This window comes from Staphylococcus marylandisciuri, assembly GCF_025519785.1.
GTDB lineage: Bacteria > Bacillota > Bacilli > Staphylococcales > Staphylococcaceae > Staphylococcus > Staphylococcus marylandisciuri.
The window spans coordinates 12,614-32,194 of record NZ_JAOPKZ010000014.1 but is presented as its reverse complement, the minus strand read 5'-3'; the positions used below and the strand labels follow the sequence as shown (position 1 = coordinate 32,194).

Below are 19,581 nucleotides of genomic sequence, written 5' to 3'. Positions count from 1 at the left end.
TATTTTCGAAATATCAAGGTTAAACAGCAGTAAGCATAAAATAAATAGTCAGTCAGTTGATTCATTTCATTCTATAAAATGATACAAGTAAAGAAGACACGTAGCGTGTTCCTATATAAAAGTGCCTTCTATACGGGAATACAAAGGTGCCTTCTTCCTTATACTTCCTATGAACAGTTTATTTCATTTGTCCTTTAACTTCGTCAGCAAAGTTTTCTTCGCGTTTTTCCATACCTTCGCCTACTTCATAACGCACGAAGTCTGTAAGTTGACCACCTTTAGATTTCAAGAAGCTTTCTACTGTTTGATCAGGATCTTTAACGAAGTTTTGATCTACTGCACAAATTTCTTGCAAGTACTTGCGCATACGACCTTCGACCATTTTTTCAACTATATTTTCTGGTTTACCTTCATTTAAAGCTTGTTGTTTGAGAATATCTTTCTCATGTTTAAGCTCTTCTTCACTAACTTGGTCTGAAGATACATATTTAGGATTAATAGCAGCAACATGCATAGCTACATCTTTAGCAGCTGCTTCATCAGTAGTGCCTTCAACTACAGATAGCACACCGATACGGCCGCCCATGTGAAGATATGCGCCAAATGCATCGTTGTCTGACTTACTTTTAACTGCGAAGCGACGGATACTTAATTTTTCTCCGATAGTAGCAATTGCTTCTTTCATTCTTTCATCAACAGTTTGACCGCTTGGTAATTTAGATTCATGTAATTCTTCAACAGAAGATACTTTCGTTTCTAATACTTGGTTTGCAATTTCTTTAACTAACTCTTGGAAACCTTCATTACGTGCCACAAAGTCTGTTTCAGAGTTAATTTCAACGATGACAGCATCGTTACCTTTAGTTTCAACATGCACTAAGCCTTCAGCAGCAATACGATCAGCTTTTTTAGCTGCTTTAGCAATACCTTTCTCACGTAGGTAGTCGACAGCTTTATCGATGTCACCGTCAGTTTCTGTTAATGCTTTTTTACAATCCATCATACCAGCGCCAGTTTTTTCGCGTAGTTCTTTAACAAGTTTAGCTGAAATTGCCATTTACTATTCCTCCAATATTTAACTCTATCGTATATTATTTTAAAAAAAGGTGATAAGCCTGATTATCTTATCACCCATTTTACATTAAGCTTACTTAGAATCAGCAGAAGTGTTGTCCTCAGTTGAGTCAGCGTTTTGATCATCTTCACTTGAATTAGATTCTTCTAAATCAATGTTCTGTTCCGCTGCAACTTCCTCATTAGAAACACCTTGTTGACCTTCTAATACAGCATCTGCCATTTTTCCTGTTAATAATTTAACAGCACGAATAGCATCATCGTTTGCCGGGATTACGTAATCAATTTCATCTGGATCACAGTTAGTATCCACGATAGCAACGATTGGGATATTTAATTTGCGTGCTTCAGCTATAGCGTTGCGCTCTTTACGAGGGTCCACTACAAATAAAGCATCAGGCATAGATTTCATTTCACGAATACCGCCTAAGAATTTAATTAAGCGATTATATTCTTTTTTAAGTTCAACCACTTCTTTTTTAGGAAGAACTTCGAATAAACCATCCTCTTCCATCTTCTCGATTTCAGAGATGCGTTTAATACGTTTAGAAATTGTTTTATAGTTAGTTAATATTCCGCCTAACCATCTTTGGTTAACATAGTATTGACCAGCACGCTCAGCTTCATTCTTAACTGACTCTTGAGCTTGCTTCTTCGTACCAACAAATAATACTTTGCCACCATCTGCAGATAGTTTCTTAACGAAGTTATAAGCTTCTTCAACTTTCTTAACTGTTTTTTGTAAGTCAATGATATAGATACCATTTCTTTCAGTGAAAATGTATCTCTTCATTTTAGGGTTCCAACGGCGTGTTTGGTGACCGAAGTGAACACCTGCTTCAAGTAATTGTTTCATAGAAATTACTGCCATGATTTAAATCCTCCTATTGGTTATTTACCTCCATAAATCGCTCATATAAACACGTTAATAGATCAACGCACCCTTTATACTTCAACGATCTATGTGTGTATTGGCTTTTTTAGCCGTCATTTAATATACCACAATTATTAAAATTAAGCAATAGCTGTGTCTGACCTTCTTCGACGAAACATCTAATATTTAAATTACCTTTTCATCTTATTTAGAAAAGTTACTATTACTTAATTCTTTCCAGTTCATCTAAGAACTTCGTTTTTTTAACTTTTATAAACGTACCTTTCATACCTAGTGAGCGAGACTCGATAACTCCTGCACTTTCAAGTTTACGTAACGCGTTAACAATCACTGAACGCGTGATGCCAACTCTATCTGCTACTTTAGATGCAATGAGTAAGCCTTCTTGATCTCCGAGTTCTTCAAAGATGTGCTCTATAGCTTCGCTTTCTGAATAAGATAGTGAATTAATAGCCATATTAATCGCTGCTTTATCTCTCGCTTCTTGCTCAACTTCATTATGTTTTTCACGTAATATTTCCATTCCGATAACTGTTGCAGCATACTCACCTAACACGAGGTCATTTTCGGAGAAGTCTTCTTGCACTCTGCCTAATACCAATGTTCCTAAGCGTTCACCTCCACCGAGAATCGGGAAGATCGTAGTACGACTATCTTCGAATAAATCTTTATTCTCAGGAGGGAAGACTGATAGATCATCGTCAATATCAATGTTAGACATCGTCTCTTTAACATCCATTAACTTATCTTTATATTCACTAGGAATGTGTCGATTATCAAGCATTTGAATAATGCGTTCATTTTTTAATAATTCATTTAAGCTAGATCCTAATATTTTACCTTTACGCGATACAATAAATACATTAGTGATTGTTACATTACTTATCGTTTGTGCTACATCTTTAAAGTTTACAGCAAGACCCTTATGTTTCTGCAATAAGGTGTTCAACTCTCTAGTTTTTGATAATAAGCTCATATACTTTCTCCTTTATTTTTATATTATAAGATAAATGCACTTAAATCTTTGTTAGTTGAAATATATTTTAGTTTGTCATCTACATATTGCGGAGTTATATCTACTACCGCTTGAGGCATGTTTGGCGCTTCATATGATAAATCTTCTAACATTTTTTCTAGGATAGTGTGTAAACGACGAGCGCCGATATTGTCGGTATCTTGATTCACTTGATAAGCAATTTCTGCTAGTCGGTGAATCGCTTCATCTGAGAAGTTAACTGTCACTTCTTCAGTACCTAATAAAGCTTCATATTGTTTAATCAATGATAATCTAGGCTCTTTTAGAATACGTTCGAAGTCTTCCACTGAAAGGCTCTCGAGTTCCACACGAATAGGGAAACGCCCTTGTAATTCAGGTATTAAATCACTCGGTTTAGAAACATGGAAAGCGCCTGCTCCAATGAAAAGCATATGTTCAGTACTTACACTACCATACTTAGTTTGAATTACGCTACCTTCAAGAATAGGCAGTATATCTCTCTGTACACCTTGGCGCGACACATCTTGACCAGAATTCTGATTACCTGTAGCTACCTTGTCTATTTCATCGATAAAGATTATACCCATTTGCTCAGCAAGTTCAATCGCTTCTTGATTAGCTGTCTCTTGATCGATAAGTTGATCTGCGAAGTCATCGATCAAAATTTTCCGCGCTGTTCTAACTGGTAATTCACGTTCAACTTTCTTCTTGGGCATCAATTGGTTTATCATATCTTGCATTTGCTGATTCTGATTCGTTCCTAACATCCCCATAGCTCCGGGGTCTTGTTCTACTTTAAGGCGAACTTTCTCCTCCTCTAGTTCACCGTTTAATAATTGTTTTCTAATTTCTGAACGCTTTGTTTTAACCTCTTCGCTAGGTGTTTCTTCCTCTTCATCCTCATTTTGACCGAAGTTCGGTATAGCACCACCGAAGAGCGACTCTAACGGGTTGTTACTATTTTTTTGACTTGCTTTTTTCTTCATGCTTGGTACGAGTAATTTCACTAATTTTTCATTTGCCTTTTCAGTTGCTTCATCTCGTACCGTTTCTTTTTTTTGATCCTTTACAAGACGTACAGAAACATCTACTAAATCTCTAACCATGCTTTCTACATCGCGACCGACATACCCTACTTCAGTAAATTTCGTCGCTTCTACTTTAATAAATGGGGCCCCAACAATTTTAGCCATTCGACGCGCGATTTCTGTTTTACCCACACCTGTAGGTCCTATCATTAAGATATTTTTTGGAGCGATTTCTTGTTTCTCTTCCTCATTGAGCAAACTGCGTCTATATCTATTGCGTAGCGCTATAGCAACTTTTCTCTTCGCGTCATCTTGCCCAACTATATACTCATTTAACTTAGAAACGATATCTTTAGGCGTTAATTTGATATTGCTCGCTTCCATCTCATGTTCCTCCGTCTTTTTAGATTTAAATATAACTTGTCTTTTAGATAAAATTATTATCAAAAAGCCTATCATAATTTACTATAACTTATTTATATTATCATTGCATACATTTTTATAAATTGTAAGTTAACTTTTACCTTAAAGTTCTTCAACAACGATTTGATCATTTGTGAAAACACAAATATCTGAGGCAACTTTTAAACTTTCATATGCCATTTCTTTGGCGCTTAGATTTTTCGCATGACGTTTCAAAGCACGTCCGGCGCTTAACGCGTAGTTACCTCCTGAACCAATAGCGATAATGTCATCATCTGGTGCGATGACCTCACCTGTACCGCTAACGACTAATATATTCTCTTTATCCATAACTATTAGCATAGCTTCGAGTTGACGCAGCTGTTTATCTCCACGCCATTCTTGTGCAAGTTCAACCGCGGCACGTTCAAGATTTCCACTAAACTGCTGTAATTTCGTTTCAAATTTTTCAAAGAGTGTAAAAGCGTCAGCCACACTACCAGCAAAACCAGCTAAAACCTTGCCGTCATATAGAGTGCGGACTTTACGTGCTGTTTGCTTCATAATAACTTGGTTACCTAGCGTAACCTGACCATCCCCTGCCATAGCAGAATGACCTTGGTGTTGAACAGCAAAGATGGTAGTTGCATGAATTGATGAACTCATATTAATTATTCTCCTTCTTAGCACGTGGATGTGCGTTTAAATATACTTTTCTTAATTGGTCATTTGTAACGTGAGTGTAACGTCCAGTCGTCGATAAGTTAACATGACCAAGCAATGATTGTACAGTGCGTAGATCTGCTCCTTCATTAAGCATGTGAGTAGCGAATGTATGCCTTATCTTATGAGGGTGAATTTCTGTCACACCTGTTGTTCTTTTCACTATGTCATTTAACACATATCTCACGCCTCTTTCTGTTAGAGGAGCACCATTCATATTAACTATTAAATAGTCATGTGCTCGTTGACGGGCGGGTTGAAATTCCTCTAGATATTTAATAATGCTTTGCCTGCATAGTTCACCAAAAGGTATAAAGCGTTCTTTACTCCCCTTACCTAATACTTTGACGCCCGGTAAATTCATATCTAGATCTGTTTCTCTAATGTGAACTAATTCAGAAACCCTCATGCCAGTCGCGAACAGTAATTCTAGAATAACTCTGTCACGCAACCCTTTCTTCATATCTTCAGTTACCGTTTTGAACATCGCTTCCATTTCTTCATTATAGAAAAATTTTGGTAAGTAATTATCCTTTTTAGGATGAACAAGTTGAATAAATGGATTAACTATTTCTTCATTTTGAGTCATCCAATATTCGTAAAAGCTTCGCAAAGTCGAAATCTTTCTAGAAACTGTCGTTCTTTTAAGCCCTTGTTGATAAAGATAACTTAAATAATTACGTGCATCTTTATATTCAAAGCTCTCGAGATCCAATAATTCTTGCTGTAAAAAAGAGTTAAATTGATATAAATCATCTTCATAGGATTTCAAGGTGTAATGAGAATATTTCCTTTCAACTTTAAGCATATATAGATAATCTTGCTGGATTTTGTTCAAATAAAATCCCTCCATCATTATGAATTGTAGCATATTGATGGAAGGAACTGCGATCAATAACCTTCAGAATAAAGTATATTATTCGAAATTTTCTAAAGAATGTATCCTATTGCTATTTAGTTAGTGTTTGTTTAAATTTTTCTAAATAATCTAAAGCTCGTTCAGCATACGTTGTATTGCGTTCTTGTTTATTTTTTATTTTCTTATCCAGTGGAGGTAGCACTCCAAAATTAGCGTTCATCGGTTGGAAGTTCTTATTATTTTTAGCATGAGAAATATAATAGGCCATGCTGCCAATCATAGTTTCTCGAGGAAAGACGACTTCACCTTTCCCTTTAATCTTATGCGCTAAATTAATACCAGCCACTAAGCCACTAGCGGCGCTTTCTACATAGCCTTCTACGCCTGTCATTTGCCCTGCAAAATATATATGAGGATGCGTGATTAACTCATACTTCTGATTAAGTACATCAGGTGAATTGATAAATGTATTTCTATGCATGACACCATAGCGAACTATATCAGCATTCTCGAGTCCCGGAATTAAACGCACCACTTCTTTTTGTGCTCCCCATTTCAAATGGGTTTGAAATCCTACAATATTATATAGTGTCCCTGCTGCATCATCTTGTCTAAGTTGAACTACAGCATATGGCGTTTCTCCAGTCTTAGGATCTTCAAGTCCTACCGGTTTCATAGGGCCAAACAATAATGTTTTTCGTCCTCTACCAGCCATGACTTCAAAAGGCATACATCCTTCAAAATATTTTTCTTTTTCAAACTCATTTACTGGGGCTACTTCCGCTTCTAAGAGCGCATCATAAAAACGATTAAATTCCTCTTCGCTCATAGGACAATTAAGATAAGCTGCTTCACCTTTATCATAGCGCGATTTAAGATAAACTTTATCCATATCAATACTATCCTTTTCAATTATAGGAGCTGCCGCATCATAGAAATAAAGTTGATCATGACCCGTAATATCTACTATTTCTTTCGCCAAATAATCTGTAGTTAGAGGGCCGGTAGCTATTATAGTATATCCTTCTGGGATGCTATTAATTTCCTCATTTCTGACTGTCACGTTAGGATGGTGTTTGAGCGTGTCAGTAATATAATTTGAAAAATCGTGACGATCTACTGCTAAGGCACCGCCTGCGGGAACACGGGCATGATCCGCTGCCTGAATTATAATAGAATTAAGGCGTCGCATTTCTTCCTTCAAAACTCCAACAGCGTTCGTTAATGCATTGCCTCTTAAAGAGTTTGAGCATACAAGTTCCGCAAATTTATCAGTGTGATGGGCTGGTGTTTGTTTAACTGGGCGCATTTCAAAGAGATTGACTTTTAATCCTCTCTCTGCCAGCTGATAAGCTGCTTCAGATCCAGCTAGACCTGCTCCAACAACATTAACTGTATCCATTAACAAAAACTCCTCCTTAATATTTGTGAGCAATAATATTATTTCATCTAAATTCATAAAAAGAGCAACTGATTACCAACATTAACTTTATGACATAGCTAACAATAGCAACCAGTCGCTACTAGCATAACAAGAAATATTTAATAAAAAGTATGCCTCGTGACTATAGCAAAGTGTTAAGAGAACTTTATGTTTCTTATATTTAATTACCAGCTACTCTTTATTTTAATCCTTTGATCTTACCGATCAAATAGAATGAACAGATAAAATGCCTAGTTAACTCAATCTTTTAACTACAAACATGATAATAATCGACGGTTATTTTTGAATTTCTTCTTTATAATCACAATTAGAGCAGATGACCTGACTTGAACGGCCTTTTTTATGGTTTACTAAATAATGATCGCACTTAGGACAGTTACGACCTACCGGCTTATCCCATGAAATAAATTCACAGTTAGGATAGTTGGAACAACCATAAAAAATTCGATTCTTTTTCGATTTACGTTCAACGACTTCGCCATCTTTACAGTTAGGACAAGATACACCAATCTTCTTGACGATAGCTTTAGTGTTACGACAATCTGGGAAGTTTGAGCAAGCCATAAATTTACCATAACGTCCCATTTTAATAACCATTGGGGAACCACAGACCTCACAATCTTCTCCAGCGGGTTCATCTTTAATTTCAATTTTTTCCATCTCTTCTTCAGCGCGCTTGACATCTTGTTCAAAACTACGATAGAAATCGTCTATCACTTTATGCCAATCTATTTCACCATCAGCAATTTTATCGAGTAGCGTTTCCATATTAGCCGTAAAATCAACGTCTATCACTTCAGGGAAATAATCTTTAACCTGTTCATAGACAATTTCACCTAATTCAGTAGGAACGAAGCGCTTACTTTCATTACGCACGTAATTTCGTTTCTGAATAGTATCTATCGTTGGCGCATAAGTCGATGGTCTACCAATCTTTAGCTCTTCAAGTGTTTTAACTAAACGAGCTTCAGTATAGCGAGGTGGCGGCTGAGTAAAGTGTTGTGAAGGCTCAATTTTAGTCGCAGTGACCATTTCGCCTTTTTTAATTTCAGGCAATTTATTCTCTTTATTCTCTTCTTTATCATCTTTCGCTTCTATATATACTGACATGAAACCCTTAAACTTGATCTTCTGACCATTAGCTCGGAATTTAATGTCATTCTGTGATAGATCAAGGGCCACAGTATCTAGAATAGCTGGAGCCATTTGACTCGCTACAAACCGTTCCCATATTAATTTATATAAGCGATATTGATCTCGTGTTAAATAGTTCTTCATCTCTTTAGGAGTACGTTTAGAACTTGTCGGTCTGACTGCTTCATGCGCATCTTGATCGCCTTGACCTTTTGATCTTCTTTGAGCCGTATATTCTTTTCCATATTGATCTTCGATAAACGAGTGTGCTTCATTCTTCGCTTGAGTTGATATACGCGTTGAATCCGTACGCATATAAGTGATTAAACCAACAGTGCCCTGTTTCTTCAAGTCAATACCTTCATATAATTGTTGGGCGACCATCATAGTTTTTCGAGCTTTGAAATTTAATTTACGAGCTGCCTCTTGTTGTAGTGTAGACGTAGTAAATGGATTGGCAGGATTTCTCTTTTTCTCTTTCTTAGTAACATTGGTCACTTCAAACTGATCGCCATCTAATTCTCCAATAATTGTATCTACATCTTCTTTTTTATTTAACTTATAGGGCTTATTTTTATAGTGTAGAAATTTAGCTGTAAATTTAGATCTTTTATAGCGAAATTCTCCTTCTAATTTCCAATACTCTTCAGGTTTAAAATTACGAATTTCGTTCTCTCTATCGATCACCAATCTTAACGCAACAGTTTGAACTCTTCCAGCTGATAAGCCTTTCTTTACTTTTTTCCACAATACTGGTGAGATATTATATCCTACTAATCGATCTAATACCCTGCGTGCTTGTTGTGCATCAACAAGATTCATCTCGATACCTCTAGGATTTTTAAAACTATTTTTTACAGCCTCTTTAGTTATTTCATTAAAAACTACTCTATTTTTATTATCATTTTCAACTTCTAATATGTGTGCTAAATGCCACGCAATAGCTTCTCCTTCGCGGTCAGGGTCACTTGCAAGATAAACATTTTTAGCTTTTTTAGCATGACGTTTTAAGTCTTTAACGACAGGACCTTTACCACGAATCGTAATATATTTGGGTTCATAATTGTTATCGTAATCAACACCCATCTGACTGCGTGGCAAATCACGCACGTGCCCCATAGATGCGATTACCTTATACTTTTTACCTAAATACTTTTCAATTGTTTTAGCTTTTGCGGGCGATTCAACTATGACTAAATTTTCTGCCAAAGTGTTACCCCCTTGAATTTCCTAATTCAAAGGTAAATGATAAACGGTTTATTTTGTATTTGTCAATGTTTTAATATTTCGTTTCGTCTTTCTACTATATAAGAGGCTGGGACATAATGGTCTTTGACTAGAGAGCAAGAGGCTGGGACATAATGTCTCAGCTTATTTCAGCATCTTGGCAGTAGATGACTGATTTGAAAATGTGCTTGTATCAAGCTTTTTTCAATTCTAGTCATCCTTGCCGGGGCGGAACTACGAAATCTTTTTTGTTCAAATTAGATTTCTGTCCCGCTTCCAGCTCGTTTACTCAGAATATTTAAGACTTATCGATAATCATCAGTGATATCGTTAGGCTTTAGAACAATACGAGCGCCATCTTGAGCACTTAACATATTGCCTTCAGTCATCGGATTAAAAAGCGACCCAGGTAGTATATACACTTCCCGATTTTGCTCAATTGCAGAGGTAGTAGTAATGTGGGTGCCACTATTACGGCGAGCTTCTGTAACAAAAACACCTTTTGACAGACCACTAATTATACGATTGCGTTGTGGGAAATAATATTTTTGAGGTTTAGAAGAAGGAAGGTACTCGCTGATAGCTATACCATTTTGCTCGATCTGTAAACGTGTATAATACGTTTCTTTAGGATAGTGATGCGAATGACCAAATCCTAAAACAGCAATCGATGGCATACCGTATCCTAAAGAGAGTTGGTGCGCTAGATGATCTGCACCCTTAGCTAATCCAGAAACGATAGTCAATTTCATATCTTTAAAAGCAGGAAAAAATTGTTTGAGAGCTCGCGTTGTATACTCGGTAGCATTTCTAGCTCCGATGATAGCTAAAGTTTGTGTATGAGAAAGTAATTCAACAGCTCCTCTATAAAACAAAATATAAGGAGGGTCATAAATCTGTTTGAGAAGAAATGGATATGCATTATCAGTAAGAAATAAGGTTTTGACATTACTTTGTTCTAAGTGTGTCATGACATAATCATCATTTACATTCAAATAGTTATCAACTTTTTTAATATACTGTTCATTTTTTAAATTCGGTTTAAGTTCTAGTAGTAGTTCGTGTTGTGTCGTCTTATCAAAAAGGAGAAAAGAAGGAAATTGTTTTAAAATTGTCATAATATATGCCGTAGTAAAACCCGCATAAATTAAACGTAAGCATGAAAGTTTATCTTGGTTGATGGGCCTCTACCTCCTATTAAGTCAATTATACTATGTTTGAGGGCTTGCAAGTATTACAATATCCTCACATTAAAGAGAGAATTTTAATCTACTTGTAAAGAGAAATTTGTTGGAAGAAGCCTAGCGATACGACCCAGCAGATTGCTAATTACCAGATGTTTTCAGATTACTGATTTACCTCGCTTTATAGTTGTTAACAGTTATGAAACCCATGTCCTCAACCAACGGAAAAAGGGAGCAGGACAGAAATCTAATTTGAATAAAAAGATTTCTGTCCCGCTCCCTATCTAATTATAGGTAACCTCTATGTTATTTGTTAATAGTTAATAATTCTTCATAGATACCTGCTTCTTTAGCAGCATCGATTAATGTTGTACCAATTTCAGAAGGTGTATCAGCTGTTTTGACACCGCATGAGTTAAGTGTTTTGATTTTTTCAGAAGCTGTACCTTTACCACCTGAAATAATCGCACCGGCATGTCCCATACGTTTTCCTGGAGGAGCAGTTTGACCACCAACAAAGCCTACAACTGGTTTAGTCATATTCTCTTTAATCCATTCAGCTGCTTCTTCTTCAGCAGTACCACCGATTTCACCAATCATAACTACGGCTTTAGTTTCATCATCTTCATTAAATGCCTTTAATACGTCGATGAAATTAGTACCGTTAACTGGGTCGCCACCGATACCAACTGCAGTAGTTTGACCGATTCCTTCTTCTGTTAATTGGTGCACTGCTTCGTATGTTAATGTTCCAGAACGTGAAACAACACCTACGTGGCCTTTTTTGTGGATGTAACCAGGCATAATACCGATTTTACATTCATCAGCAGTAATGACACCTGGACAGTTTGGTCCTACAACACGTGTTTTCTTACCTTGAGAATAACGTTTAACTTTCACCATATCTACTACTGGAATATGTTCAGTAATACAAATAGCTAAATCTAATTCTGCATCAATAGCTTCTAGAATTGAGTCTGCAGCAAACGGTGCTGGAACATAGATGACTGAAACATTAGCACCAGTTTCTTCTTTAGCCTCTTCAACTGTATTATATACAGGTACACCTTCAACTACTTGACCGCCTTTTCCTGGCGTTACACCAGCGACAATTTGTGTACCATAGTCTAGCATTTGCTTAGTATGGAAAAGGGCAGTTGACCCTGTGATACCTTGTACCATTACCTTTGTGTTCTTATCAATAAATACACTCATCTTAGTACTCCCATCCTTTCCTTACGCTTCTTTTACACTTTTAACGATTTTTTGTGCGCCTTCTGCCATTGTAGTAGCAGGTTCAATTGCTAAGCCTGAGTTGTCTAAGATTTCTTTACCACGATCTACATTCGTACCTTCTAAACGAACAACTAACGGTAAAGTTAGTTCTACTTCTTTAACAGCAGCAACGATACCTTCAGCAATAACATCACATTTCATGATTCCACCAAAGATATTAACAAAGATACCTTTAACATTTTCATCACCTAAGATGATTTTAAATGCTTCAGTAACTTTCTCTTTAGTCGCACCGCCACCAACGTCTAAGAAGTTAGCAGGACTTCCGCCGAAGTGATTGATAGTATCCATTGTAGCCATAGCTAAGCCAGCTCCATTAACCATACAACCAATATCTCCATCTAAAGCGATGTAAGATAAGTCGTATTTTGAAGCTTCAATTTCTTTAGGATCTTCTTCCTCTAAGTCACGTAATTCTACAATATCTTTATGTCTAAATAGCGCGTTATCATCGAAGTTAAGTTTAGCATCAAGAGCTAATACTTCACCGTCACCTGTAGTTACAAGTGGGTTGATTTCAACGATAGAACAATCTTTCTCAATGAATACATTGTATAACGCCATTAAGAATTTAGCTGCTTTACCAACAGATTCTTTAGGAATATTGATATTGAAAGCGATTCTTCTCGCTTGATATGGAGCTAAACCTGTAACTGGATCAATTGTTTCTTTAAAGATTTTTTCTGGTGTTTTAGCAGCTACTTCTTCAATTTCAGTACCGCCTTCTTCAGATGCCATTAAAGTAACTTTATCTGTAGCACGGTCGATTACGAATCCAACGTAATACTCTTTTTGAATATCGCAGCCTTCTTCGATATAAAGACGTTTAACTTCTTTACCTTCAGGTCCAGTTTGATGTGTAACTAATTGTTTACCTAACAATTCCTTAGCGTATGTTTCAACCTCATCTAGGGATTTAGCAATCTTAACACCGCCAGCTTTACCTCTTCCCCCAGCATGAATTTGTGCTTTTACCACATATACATCTGAGCTTAATTCTTTTGCTTTTTCTACTGCTTCTTCAACAGTAAATGCTACACGTCCTTCTGGGACAGCTACGCCCATTGAACGAAAAATTTCTTTACCTTGATACTCGTGGATATTCATTCTCCATCCTCCTGTTTCTTAGGTTAAGTTCATTACTAATTATAAAAAATGAAAGCGCTATTGTAAACTGATTGAAGCCAGTAATTTAGAATAACTTTAATTTTGAGAATTTGCTATGATAGACTTAATAGGCTCAAACGTCTTTCTATGTACTGGTGTTATGCCAAGTTTATCTATTCCTTCTAAGTGTTTTTTAGTGCCGTATCCTACGTTATTAGCAAAATCGTATCCAGGATACTTAGTATCTAGCTCTTTCATTAACCTATCCCGATACTCTTTCGCTAATATACTTGCTGCTGCTATTGATATACTTTTGCTATCCCCTTTTACCAGAGCGTCTTGGTTAATATCTATAGGCAATGTCATCGCATCTACAAGCAGATTGCTAGGTCTGTAACGAAGTTGATTAACCGCTCTACACATAGCGATTTGTGTTGCTTTATAGATATTATTTTTATCAATTTCTTCTACATTTGCAATTCCAAAAGCATAATCTAATAGCTTAGCTTTTAGCTCTTTTTCATAAAATGCCCTTTTCTTAGCGCTTAACTTCTTCGAATCATTGAGGCCTATATACTCATGATCCGCGTTTAGAATAACCGCACACGCTACTACGGGACCTGCTAACGGACCTCGCCCTACTTCATCGATACCACATATTTGAGCAGTAGAATTATTTTGTAATATTTCGTCTTCAAACTTGAGCATCTGTCTATATTTATCTTGTTCTTCTTCGAGCTTAATTAATGCCTTACGCCTCTGTAGTAAAGCTTTCTGCACGCCAATGCGCTCATCTTGATGAAACTCGCACTGAGCTAAGGCTTCTAATGAGTCTAGACGAGCTATTTCACTTCGGATTTCTTTAACCGTTTTACTCATAAGGCTATCCTTTCACTTCTTTCACTACATCAAAAGTATACGTACCTATCTTAGCATTTCTGATATCATAAATGATTAATTCGATAACAGCTTCATAGTCTACTTCATTACCTTTTTGTAACAGCCCTCTACGTCGACCGATAGCATCAAACCATTCTAAGAGTTCTGAATCACTAGATAGATCAATATTATAATGTCTACACAATCCCTCATAATCGTGTTCGATTAAGAAGTTAAGACCGTAAATAGCGACTTCATCTAAGTGCACAATACTATCTTTAATAGCTCCTGTAATACTTAATTTTTTCCCAACTAATTCATCTTCAAATTTAGGCCATAGAATTCCTGGCGTATCAAGTAATTGTAAAGTCTTGCCTACTTTAATCCATTGCTGAGCTTTGGTAACTCCAGGTGTATTTCCTGTTTTGGCTATATTTCTTCTAGCTAATTTATTAATAAATGTCGACTTCCCCACATTCGGAATTCCCACAATCATTGCTCGGATAGCTCTAGGTTTCAAGCCCTTCTCTTTTTCCTTTTCAAACTTTTCCTTTGTCGCTTCTCTTGCAGCACTTTCAACACTTTTTAAACCTTTATCATGTTTCGCATCAACAACCACCGGATAGAACCCTTCATCTTTAAAGTACGTTTGCCACTTATCTAATTCTTTTAAATTAGCCATATCCTTTTTGTTTAAAATAACTACACGAGGTTTATTGCCGATAACTTCATCAATCATAGGATTTCTCGAACTATAAGGAATTCTAGCATCTACGAGCTCAAAAACGACATCTACCTTTTTTAACTGTTCAGATACTTCTCTTTTGGCTTTTGCCATATGGCCTGGATACCATTGTATAACCATCATGATCACCTCTACTTTATTAACACTTAGTCATCATAACATGACTTGAGGTCTAAAGAACATAAGTCGAGTTACTTATAAACATAGAAAATTGACGTAGAACCAGTTTTTGGATTTATTAGGGCTATTTTGGGTCTAACTCGAATGTCAGTTAGAGGCATCAATAAAGTTATAAGAGAACTTGGCTTTGTATTATTGACACTTCATATAAGAAAAGTGGGAGCTCAACGAGCTAACTAATATCACAATAATAATAGGGAGCGGGACAGAAATCTAATTTGAATAAAAAGATTTCTATCCCACTCCCATGTCTCGAGATAATATTTCTTGATAAACCAAGCTATTAAAATAGAGGTTTAACATCTAAATTTATTCGTTTATTTCACTAATCTCTTGAGCAATATTTTCTGAAGCAACTAAACCACGGAATTTAGCCCAAGTTTCGCGATTCACAAAATGCGCACGTGCTTTTTCTACAGCGTCAATATGTGACCACGCTTCACTATTTTGAAGTGATTTAACTTCATTGCTATTTTCATCTTCAACCATTACAAAGAGGCGTTCGGGATTCACTTCTGATAATTGTTTATAATCTAATTCTAAGTAATCAGCACCCATATACTCAGATGAGTTTTCTACAACTTCTTTCGTAAGTGCAGGTTTGAAGCCAAGCTCTTCTAAGAAACTACCTACATACGTTTTGACTGAATGAGCAACTACACCATCATTAGTCACCACAATAGGTAAAGTAGTTTTATCTTTATCTAATTCTATGCTGTTAGTATATTTCTTAATTGTGTCGTTATGTTGATTAATTGCTTCATGAGCTTTATCTTCTTTAGAAACAGCTTTACCGATAATTCTGAATGAATCTAAATTTTCATTATAATTTGCATCGAAGCTCTTCACTAAAATAGTAGGTGCAATTTGAGTTAATTCATCATACAATTCTTTATGTCGGTCTTGATCAGCAATAATAATTTGAGGTTCCGCTTTTTTAATTGACTCTAGATCAGGATTCAATCTTTCACCAACTGATTGATAATCCCCTACTTGATCACGAATAGACGCGATGATGTTAGCGCTATCTCCATCATCTGCCACGCCTGTAACATTAACGTCTAACGCTACGAGCGCATCTACAAATGAATATTCAAGGGCAACAGCAGATTCTATTGCTTCAGGAATTTGAGTAGTTCCAGCTGCGTGTTTAATTTCTACAGTCATAAGTATTACCTCCTTAAATTTGCCTTCACTATTAGATTTACCACTTATAGCAAATTTAAACAGAATTAGTACATGAGTCTAAATAGTGCCGCGAGACTGAGATATACCCCCTAAATGATTAGCATTAAGATGTTGAGCCATAAAGTTTCTGTGCTTTCGGAACCTAATTAACAACATCGCAAAGTAGGACTGTCGACAGAAACGCTCACGATTCGGGAGCGGGACAGAAATCTAATTTGAATAAAATGATTTCGTAGTCCCGCCCCGGCAAGGATGGCTAGAATTGAAAAAAGCTTGATACAAGCGCATTTTCAAATCAGCCATCTACTGCCGAGATATTAAAGAGGCTGGGACATTACATTATGTCCCAGCCTCTTTCTCTCAAGTCAAAGACCTTTATATCCCAGCCTCTTTAATATGTGGCTAAAGATTTAAAAGCCTAACGTGACTTATTGATTTCAGCTGATTAACGTACTTCTTGAATACGAGCAGCTTTACCACGTAAATGACGTAAGTAGTATAATTTAGCACGACGTACTTTACCGCGACGTTTCACTTCAATCTTCTCAATCTTAGGTGTGTGTAATGGGAATGTACGCTCTACACCTACACCTGAAGATATCTTACGTACAGTGAATGTTTCTGAGATACCTCCACCGCGACGTTTGATAACTACGCCTTCAAACACTTGGATACGTTCACGTGATCCTTCGATGATACGTACGTGTACACGTAAAGTGTCACCAGCGCGGAATGAAGGGATATCATCGCGCAATTGTGATTTAGTTACTGCTTCGATAAGTTTGTGATTGCTCATAATATATACTCTCCTTCAACCTATGTTCATGCCTAGACAAAATATAGCAGCGGATCATAGTGATTATTCGTGCATTGCACACTTACAATATGCTAGCACACTCATCCTTTATTTTCAATTCTTTTTTTATAACTTTCTAGTATTTTTTCATCTTCCTGATTCAAGCTTAGCTTACTTAATAGATCAGGTCTTTTTACAAAAGTACGTATCAATTTTTGCTCGTGTCTCCATTTATCTATACGAGCATGATTACCTGAGAGTAACACTTCAGGCACGGTCAGACCTTTGAACTCTCTCGGGCGCGTATACTGAGGAAACTCAAGTAACCCATCCTGAAATGAATCATCTTCATGAGATTGATGATTTCCGAGTACGCCTGGTATCAGCCTGACGATAGCATCGGTCATCGTCATTGCAGGTAACTCTCCCCCCGTTAATACATAATCGCCGATCGATATTTCGTCTGTAACGAGATGGGTTCTAATTCTTTCATCATATCCTTCATAATGACCGCATATAAAAACAATATGTTCAGTTTCACTTAAAGCTTGTGCTTTAGCTTGAGTAAAGGGCTCGCCTTGAGGGCACATTAATACGACTCGCGTATTATCATCACGTCCTATATCCTCCATAGCGTTGAAGATCGGTTCAGGTTTTAGTACCATACCTTGCCCCCCGCCAAAAGGATAATCGTCAACTTGATTGTGCTTATTAAGCGCATAGTTACGAAAGTTAATCGTATTAACTTCCAACATTCCTTTGTCTTGAGCTCTTTTTAAAATAGAGGTATTCAGTACACCCTCGAACATTTCAGGAAACAACGTTAAATAATCTATTCTCATTAATCTAACAACCCTTCGAGTGGTGTAATACGAATGGTCTTATTCTCAATATCTACATCTTTAACGACGTCAGCTATATAAGGAATTAAATACTCTTTCTCACCTTGCACTACCCACACATCATTTGCTCCAGTTTCAAAGATCTCGGTCACTCTACCTATAGGGGTAGACTCATCAAAAACGGTGCAACCAATTATATCAGAATAGTAATACTCATGTTCTCCCAATTCAATATCTTCGTGATCACGCTCTTGGAGTAACATCTCACCTTTAAGATGCTCTACTTCATTAATATTATTGATACCTTCAAACGTTAACATATGAAACCCTTTGTGCATTCGATGTGAAGCCACAGTTAACTCGAGATCTACGTTATTATCTCTCTCAATAGTAAGCGTCTCTCCTTTTTGAAAACGCACATCAGTGAAGTCAGAGTTTGATTTAATTCTGACCTCTCCTTTGATTCCATGTGTATTAACAATTTGGCCTACTTTAACTCTCATTTGCGATCCTCCATCTCATCTACTTTCACTATTCATAAAAGTATACTACGAAATTATATTATAAACTTTAGCTACTAAAGAAAGTTTACTATATTTTATATTATAAAAAAAAGAAAGGGGAGCGGGACAGAAATCTAATTTGAATAAAAAGATTTCGTTGTCCCGCCCCGGCAAGGATGACTAGAATTGAAAAAAGCTTGATACAAGCGCATTTTCAAATCAGTCATCTACTGCCAAGATGTAGAAAGAGGCTGAGACATTACATTATGTCCCAGCCTCGTCCCTTAGTGTCAGATTTATTTTAAAGGATTTTAGTTCTAAAATTATTTCTGTTCTTCAAATTTCTTCAAGATACCTTCTCTTGATAAGATATTATGAACAGTGTCAGTTGGTTTAGCACCATTTGTTAACCATTTCAAAGCTAATTCTTCGTCAATGACAACTTCTGGCGCATTTACGTGTTTAGGATTATACGTACCGATTTGTTCGATACTACGACCATCACGTGGTGAACGTGAGTCTGCTGCTACGATACGATAGAACGGGTTTCTTTTTGAACCTAAACGTTTTAAACGTAATTTAACTGCCATGTGTGAGTCACCCCTTTTCTTCATAATTTCTTTTCTACAAGAATTAATACTAACAGTTTCTTAATTCTTTGTAAAGAGCTTTTTCTTTACCAATGATAAGAATTTCAGGATTAACTCGTCGTGCTTTATGTTATAGCTCTAAAGGTAGTGTGAACAAATTGATGTTGCCATTCAAACGTCGCAAATACAGTCTGTGGCGGCGAATAACGGCAGTTAGGACGCATCAACTTATTTCTGTTAATAGTGATCCTGAACAGATGCATTTCTGCTTACCAACAGTTAAAGTAGACGCTCGTCATCAAACTTAAGGACGAAATTAAACGGATTCACAAATCAAATTTATACAGAAAAGTGATCTGATGAATCCGTCTAACAACAAATATTTATCCAATTATCAACTTCTAAGGTATACATTCAAATAATGAGGCTGGGACATAATGGTCTTTGAATAGAGAGAAAGAGACTGGGACATAGATCCCAGCCTCCTG

Annotated in this window: 19 protein-coding genes; 1 reads left to right on the top strand and 18 read right to left on the bottom strand. The window is 36.5% G+C overall.

The window, feature by feature from the left end; all coding sequences use genetic code 11:
• Positions 1 to 178: 178 nt before the first annotated feature.
• The 18 genes from tsf to rpsP all read right to left on the bottom strand — a co-directional run bounded on the left by tsf (position 179) and on the right by rpsP (position 19,093).
• Positions 179 to 1,057, bottom strand: a complete 879-nt coding sequence (gene tsf / locus N9R04_RS08815) for a translation elongation factor Ts (protein ID WP_262856415.1) — start codon at positions 1,055 to 1,057, stop codon at positions 179 to 181.
• 90 nt (positions 1,058 to 1,147) lie between these two features.
• Positions 1,148 to 1,945 carry a 30S ribosomal protein S2 gene (rpsB, locus tag N9R04_RS08810; RefSeq protein WP_262856414.1) on the bottom strand — a complete coding sequence of 266 codons (798 nt, stop codon included), beginning with the start codon at positions 1,943 to 1,945 and terminating at the stop codon, positions 1,148 to 1,150.
• Between the two features lie 226 nt (positions 1,946 to 2,171).
• Positions 2,172 to 2,945, bottom strand: coding sequence for a GTP-sensing pleiotropic transcriptional regulator CodY (gene codY / locus N9R04_RS08805; protein WP_262856413.1), 774 nt, complete (start codon positions 2,943 to 2,945; stop codon positions 2,172 to 2,174).
• Positions 2,946 to 2,968: 23 nt separating this feature from the next.
• On the bottom strand, positions 2,969 to 4,378 hold the full coding sequence (gene hslU / locus N9R04_RS08800; protein WP_262856412.1) for an ATP-dependent protease ATPase subunit HslU: 1,410 nt from the start codon (positions 4,376 to 4,378) through the stop codon (positions 2,969 to 2,971).
• Between the two features lie 141 nt (positions 4,379 to 4,519).
• Complete coding sequence (gene hslV, locus N9R04_RS08795) at positions 4,520 to 5,062, bottom strand: ATP-dependent protease subunit HslV (RefSeq protein ID WP_262856411.1); 543 nt, start codon at positions 5,060 to 5,062, stop codon at positions 4,520 to 4,522.
• A 1-nt stretch (position 5,063) separates the two neighbouring features.
• Positions 5,064 to 5,957, bottom strand: coding sequence for a tyrosine recombinase XerC (locus N9R04_RS08790; protein WP_262856410.1), 894 nt, complete (start codon positions 5,955 to 5,957; stop codon positions 5,064 to 5,066).
• 112 nt (positions 5,958 to 6,069) lie between these two features.
• Positions 6,070 to 7,437 (bottom strand): methylenetetrahydrofolate--tRNA-(uracil(54)-C(5))-methyltransferase (FADH(2)-oxidizing) TrmFO, encoded by a 1,368-nt coding sequence (gene trmFO, locus N9R04_RS08785; RefSeq protein WP_262856409.1) that lies wholly within the window; start codon positions 7,435 to 7,437, stop codon positions 6,070 to 6,072.
• 261 nt (positions 7,438 to 7,698) lie between these two features.
• Positions 7,699 to 9,765, bottom strand: coding sequence for a type I DNA topoisomerase (gene topA / locus N9R04_RS08780; protein ID WP_262856407.1), 2,067 nt, complete (start codon positions 9,763 to 9,765; stop codon positions 7,699 to 7,701).
• Positions 9,766 to 10,088: 323 nt separating this feature from the next.
• Positions 10,089 to 10,901 (bottom strand): DNA-processing protein DprA, encoded by an 813-nt coding sequence (gene dprA / locus N9R04_RS08775; RefSeq protein ID WP_262856406.1) that lies wholly within the window; start codon positions 10,899 to 10,901, stop codon positions 10,089 to 10,091.
• 372 nt (positions 10,902 to 11,273) lie between these two features.
• The gene (gene sucD, locus N9R04_RS08770) at positions 11,274 to 12,182 is read right to left on the bottom strand and encodes a succinate--CoA ligase subunit alpha (protein ID WP_262856405.1); all 909 of its coding nucleotides are present in this window, start codon (positions 12,180 to 12,182) and stop codon (positions 11,274 to 11,276) included.
• A gap of 21 nt (positions 12,183 to 12,203) precedes the next feature.
• Positions 12,204 to 13,370 (bottom strand): ADP-forming succinate--CoA ligase subunit beta, encoded by a 1,167-nt coding sequence (gene sucC, locus N9R04_RS08765; RefSeq protein ID WP_262856404.1) that lies wholly within the window; start codon positions 13,368 to 13,370, stop codon positions 12,204 to 12,206.
• A gap of 96 nt (positions 13,371 to 13,466) precedes the next feature.
• Positions 13,467 to 14,249 (bottom strand): ribonuclease HII, encoded by a 783-nt coding sequence (gene rnhB / locus N9R04_RS08760; protein WP_262856403.1) that lies wholly within the window; start codon positions 14,247 to 14,249, stop codon positions 13,467 to 13,469.
• Between the two features lie 4 nt (positions 14,250 to 14,253).
• Positions 14,254 to 15,114 (bottom strand): ribosome biogenesis GTPase YlqF, encoded by an 861-nt coding sequence (gene ylqF, locus N9R04_RS08755; RefSeq protein ID WP_262856402.1) that lies wholly within the window; start codon positions 15,112 to 15,114, stop codon positions 14,254 to 14,256.
• Positions 15,115 to 15,483: 369 nt separating this feature from the next.
• Entirely contained in the window at positions 15,484 to 16,341 is an 858-nt protein-coding gene (locus tag N9R04_RS08750; RefSeq protein WP_262856401.1) for an ABC transporter substrate-binding protein, read from the bottom strand.
• Positions 16,342 to 16,807: 466 nt separating this feature from the next.
• On the bottom strand, positions 16,808 to 17,158 hold the full coding sequence (gene rplS / locus N9R04_RS08745) for a 50S ribosomal protein L19 (protein WP_262856400.1): 351 nt from the start codon (positions 17,156 to 17,158) through the stop codon (positions 16,808 to 16,810).
• A 101-nt stretch (positions 17,159 to 17,259) separates the two neighbouring features.
• The gene (gene trmD, locus N9R04_RS08740; protein ID WP_262856399.1) at positions 17,260 to 18,000 is read right to left on the bottom strand and encodes a tRNA (guanosine(37)-N1)-methyltransferase TrmD; all 741 of its coding nucleotides are present in this window, start codon (positions 17,998 to 18,000) and stop codon (positions 17,260 to 17,262) included.
• A complete protein-coding gene (gene rimM, locus N9R04_RS08735) occupies positions 18,000 to 18,503 on the bottom strand; it encodes a ribosome maturation factor RimM (RefSeq protein ID WP_262856398.1) in 504 nt (167 codons plus the stop codon). The genes trmD and rimM overlap by 1 nt, the downstream gene beginning before the upstream one ends.
• 323 nt (positions 18,504 to 18,826) lie before the next feature.
• Entirely contained in the window at positions 18,827 to 19,093 is a 267-nt protein-coding gene (gene rpsP / locus N9R04_RS08730; RefSeq protein WP_262856397.1) for a 30S ribosomal protein S16, read from the bottom strand.
• Between the two features lie 92 nt (positions 19,094 to 19,185).
• Here rpsP and N9R04_RS08725 point away from each other — a divergent pair, with 92 nt between their 5' ends.
• Positions 19,186 to 19,401, top strand: a complete 216-nt coding sequence (locus N9R04_RS08725; RefSeq protein WP_262856396.1) for a hypothetical protein — start codon at positions 19,186 to 19,188, stop codon at positions 19,399 to 19,401.
• The last annotated feature ends 180 nt before the right edge of the window (positions 19,402 to 19,581 follow it).

Coding starts and splice junctions, on each gene's coding strand:
- tsf (WP_262856415.1), bottom strand. CDS start 1,057: ATGGCAATTTCAGCTAAACTTGTTAAAGAACTACGCGAAAAAACTGGC.
- rpsB (WP_262856414.1), bottom strand. CDS start 1,945: ATGGCAGTAATTTCTATGAAACAATTACTTGAAGCAGGTGTTCACTTC.
- codY (WP_262856413.1), bottom strand. CDS start 2,945: ATGAGCTTATTATCAAAAACTAGAGAGTTGAACACCTTATTGCAGAAA.
- hslU (WP_262856412.1), bottom strand. CDS start 4,378: ATGGAAGCGAGCAATATCAAATTAACGCCTAAAGATATCGTTTCTAAG.
- hslV (WP_262856411.1), bottom strand. CDS start 5,062: ATGAGTTCATCAATTCATGCAACTACCATCTTTGCTGTTCAACACCAA.
- trmFO (WP_262856409.1), bottom strand. CDS start 7,437: ATGAATTTAGATGAAATAATATTATTGCTCACAAATATTAAGGAGGAG.
- dprA (WP_262856406.1), bottom strand. CDS start 10,901: ATGACAATTTTAAAACAATTTCCTTCTTTTCTCCTTTTTGATAAGACG.
- sucD (WP_262856405.1), bottom strand. CDS start 12,182: ATGAGTGTATTTATTGATAAGAACACAAAGGTAATGGTACAAGGTATC.
- sucC (WP_262856404.1), bottom strand. CDS start 13,370: ATGAATATCCACGAGTATCAAGGTAAAGAAATTTTTCGTTCAATGGGC.
- rnhB (WP_262856403.1), bottom strand. CDS start 14,249: ATGAGTAAAACGGTTAAAGAAATCCGAAGTGAAATAGCTCGTCTAGAC.
- ylqF (WP_262856402.1), bottom strand. CDS start 15,114: ATGGTTATACAATGGTATCCAGGCCATATGGCAAAAGCCAAAAGAGAA.
- N9R04_RS08750 (WP_262856401.1), bottom strand. CDS start 16,341: ATGACTGTAGAAATTAAACACGCAGCTGGAACTACTCAAATTCCTGAA.
- rplS (WP_262856400.1), bottom strand. CDS start 17,158: ATGAGCAATCACAAACTTATCGAAGCAGTAACTAAATCACAATTGCGC.
- trmD (WP_262856399.1), bottom strand. CDS start 18,000: ATGAGAATAGATTATTTAACGTTGTTTCCTGAAATGTTCGAGGGTGTA.
- rimM (WP_262856398.1), bottom strand. CDS start 18,503: ATGAGAGTTAAAGTAGGCCAAATTGTTAATACACATGGAATCAAAGGA.
- rpsP (WP_262856397.1), bottom strand. CDS start 19,093: ATGGCAGTTAAATTACGTTTAAAACGTTTAGGTTCAAAAAGAAACCCG.
- N9R04_RS08725 (WP_262856396.1), top strand. CDS start 19,186: ATGATAAGAATTTCAGGATTAACTCGTCGTGCTTTATGTTATAGCTCT.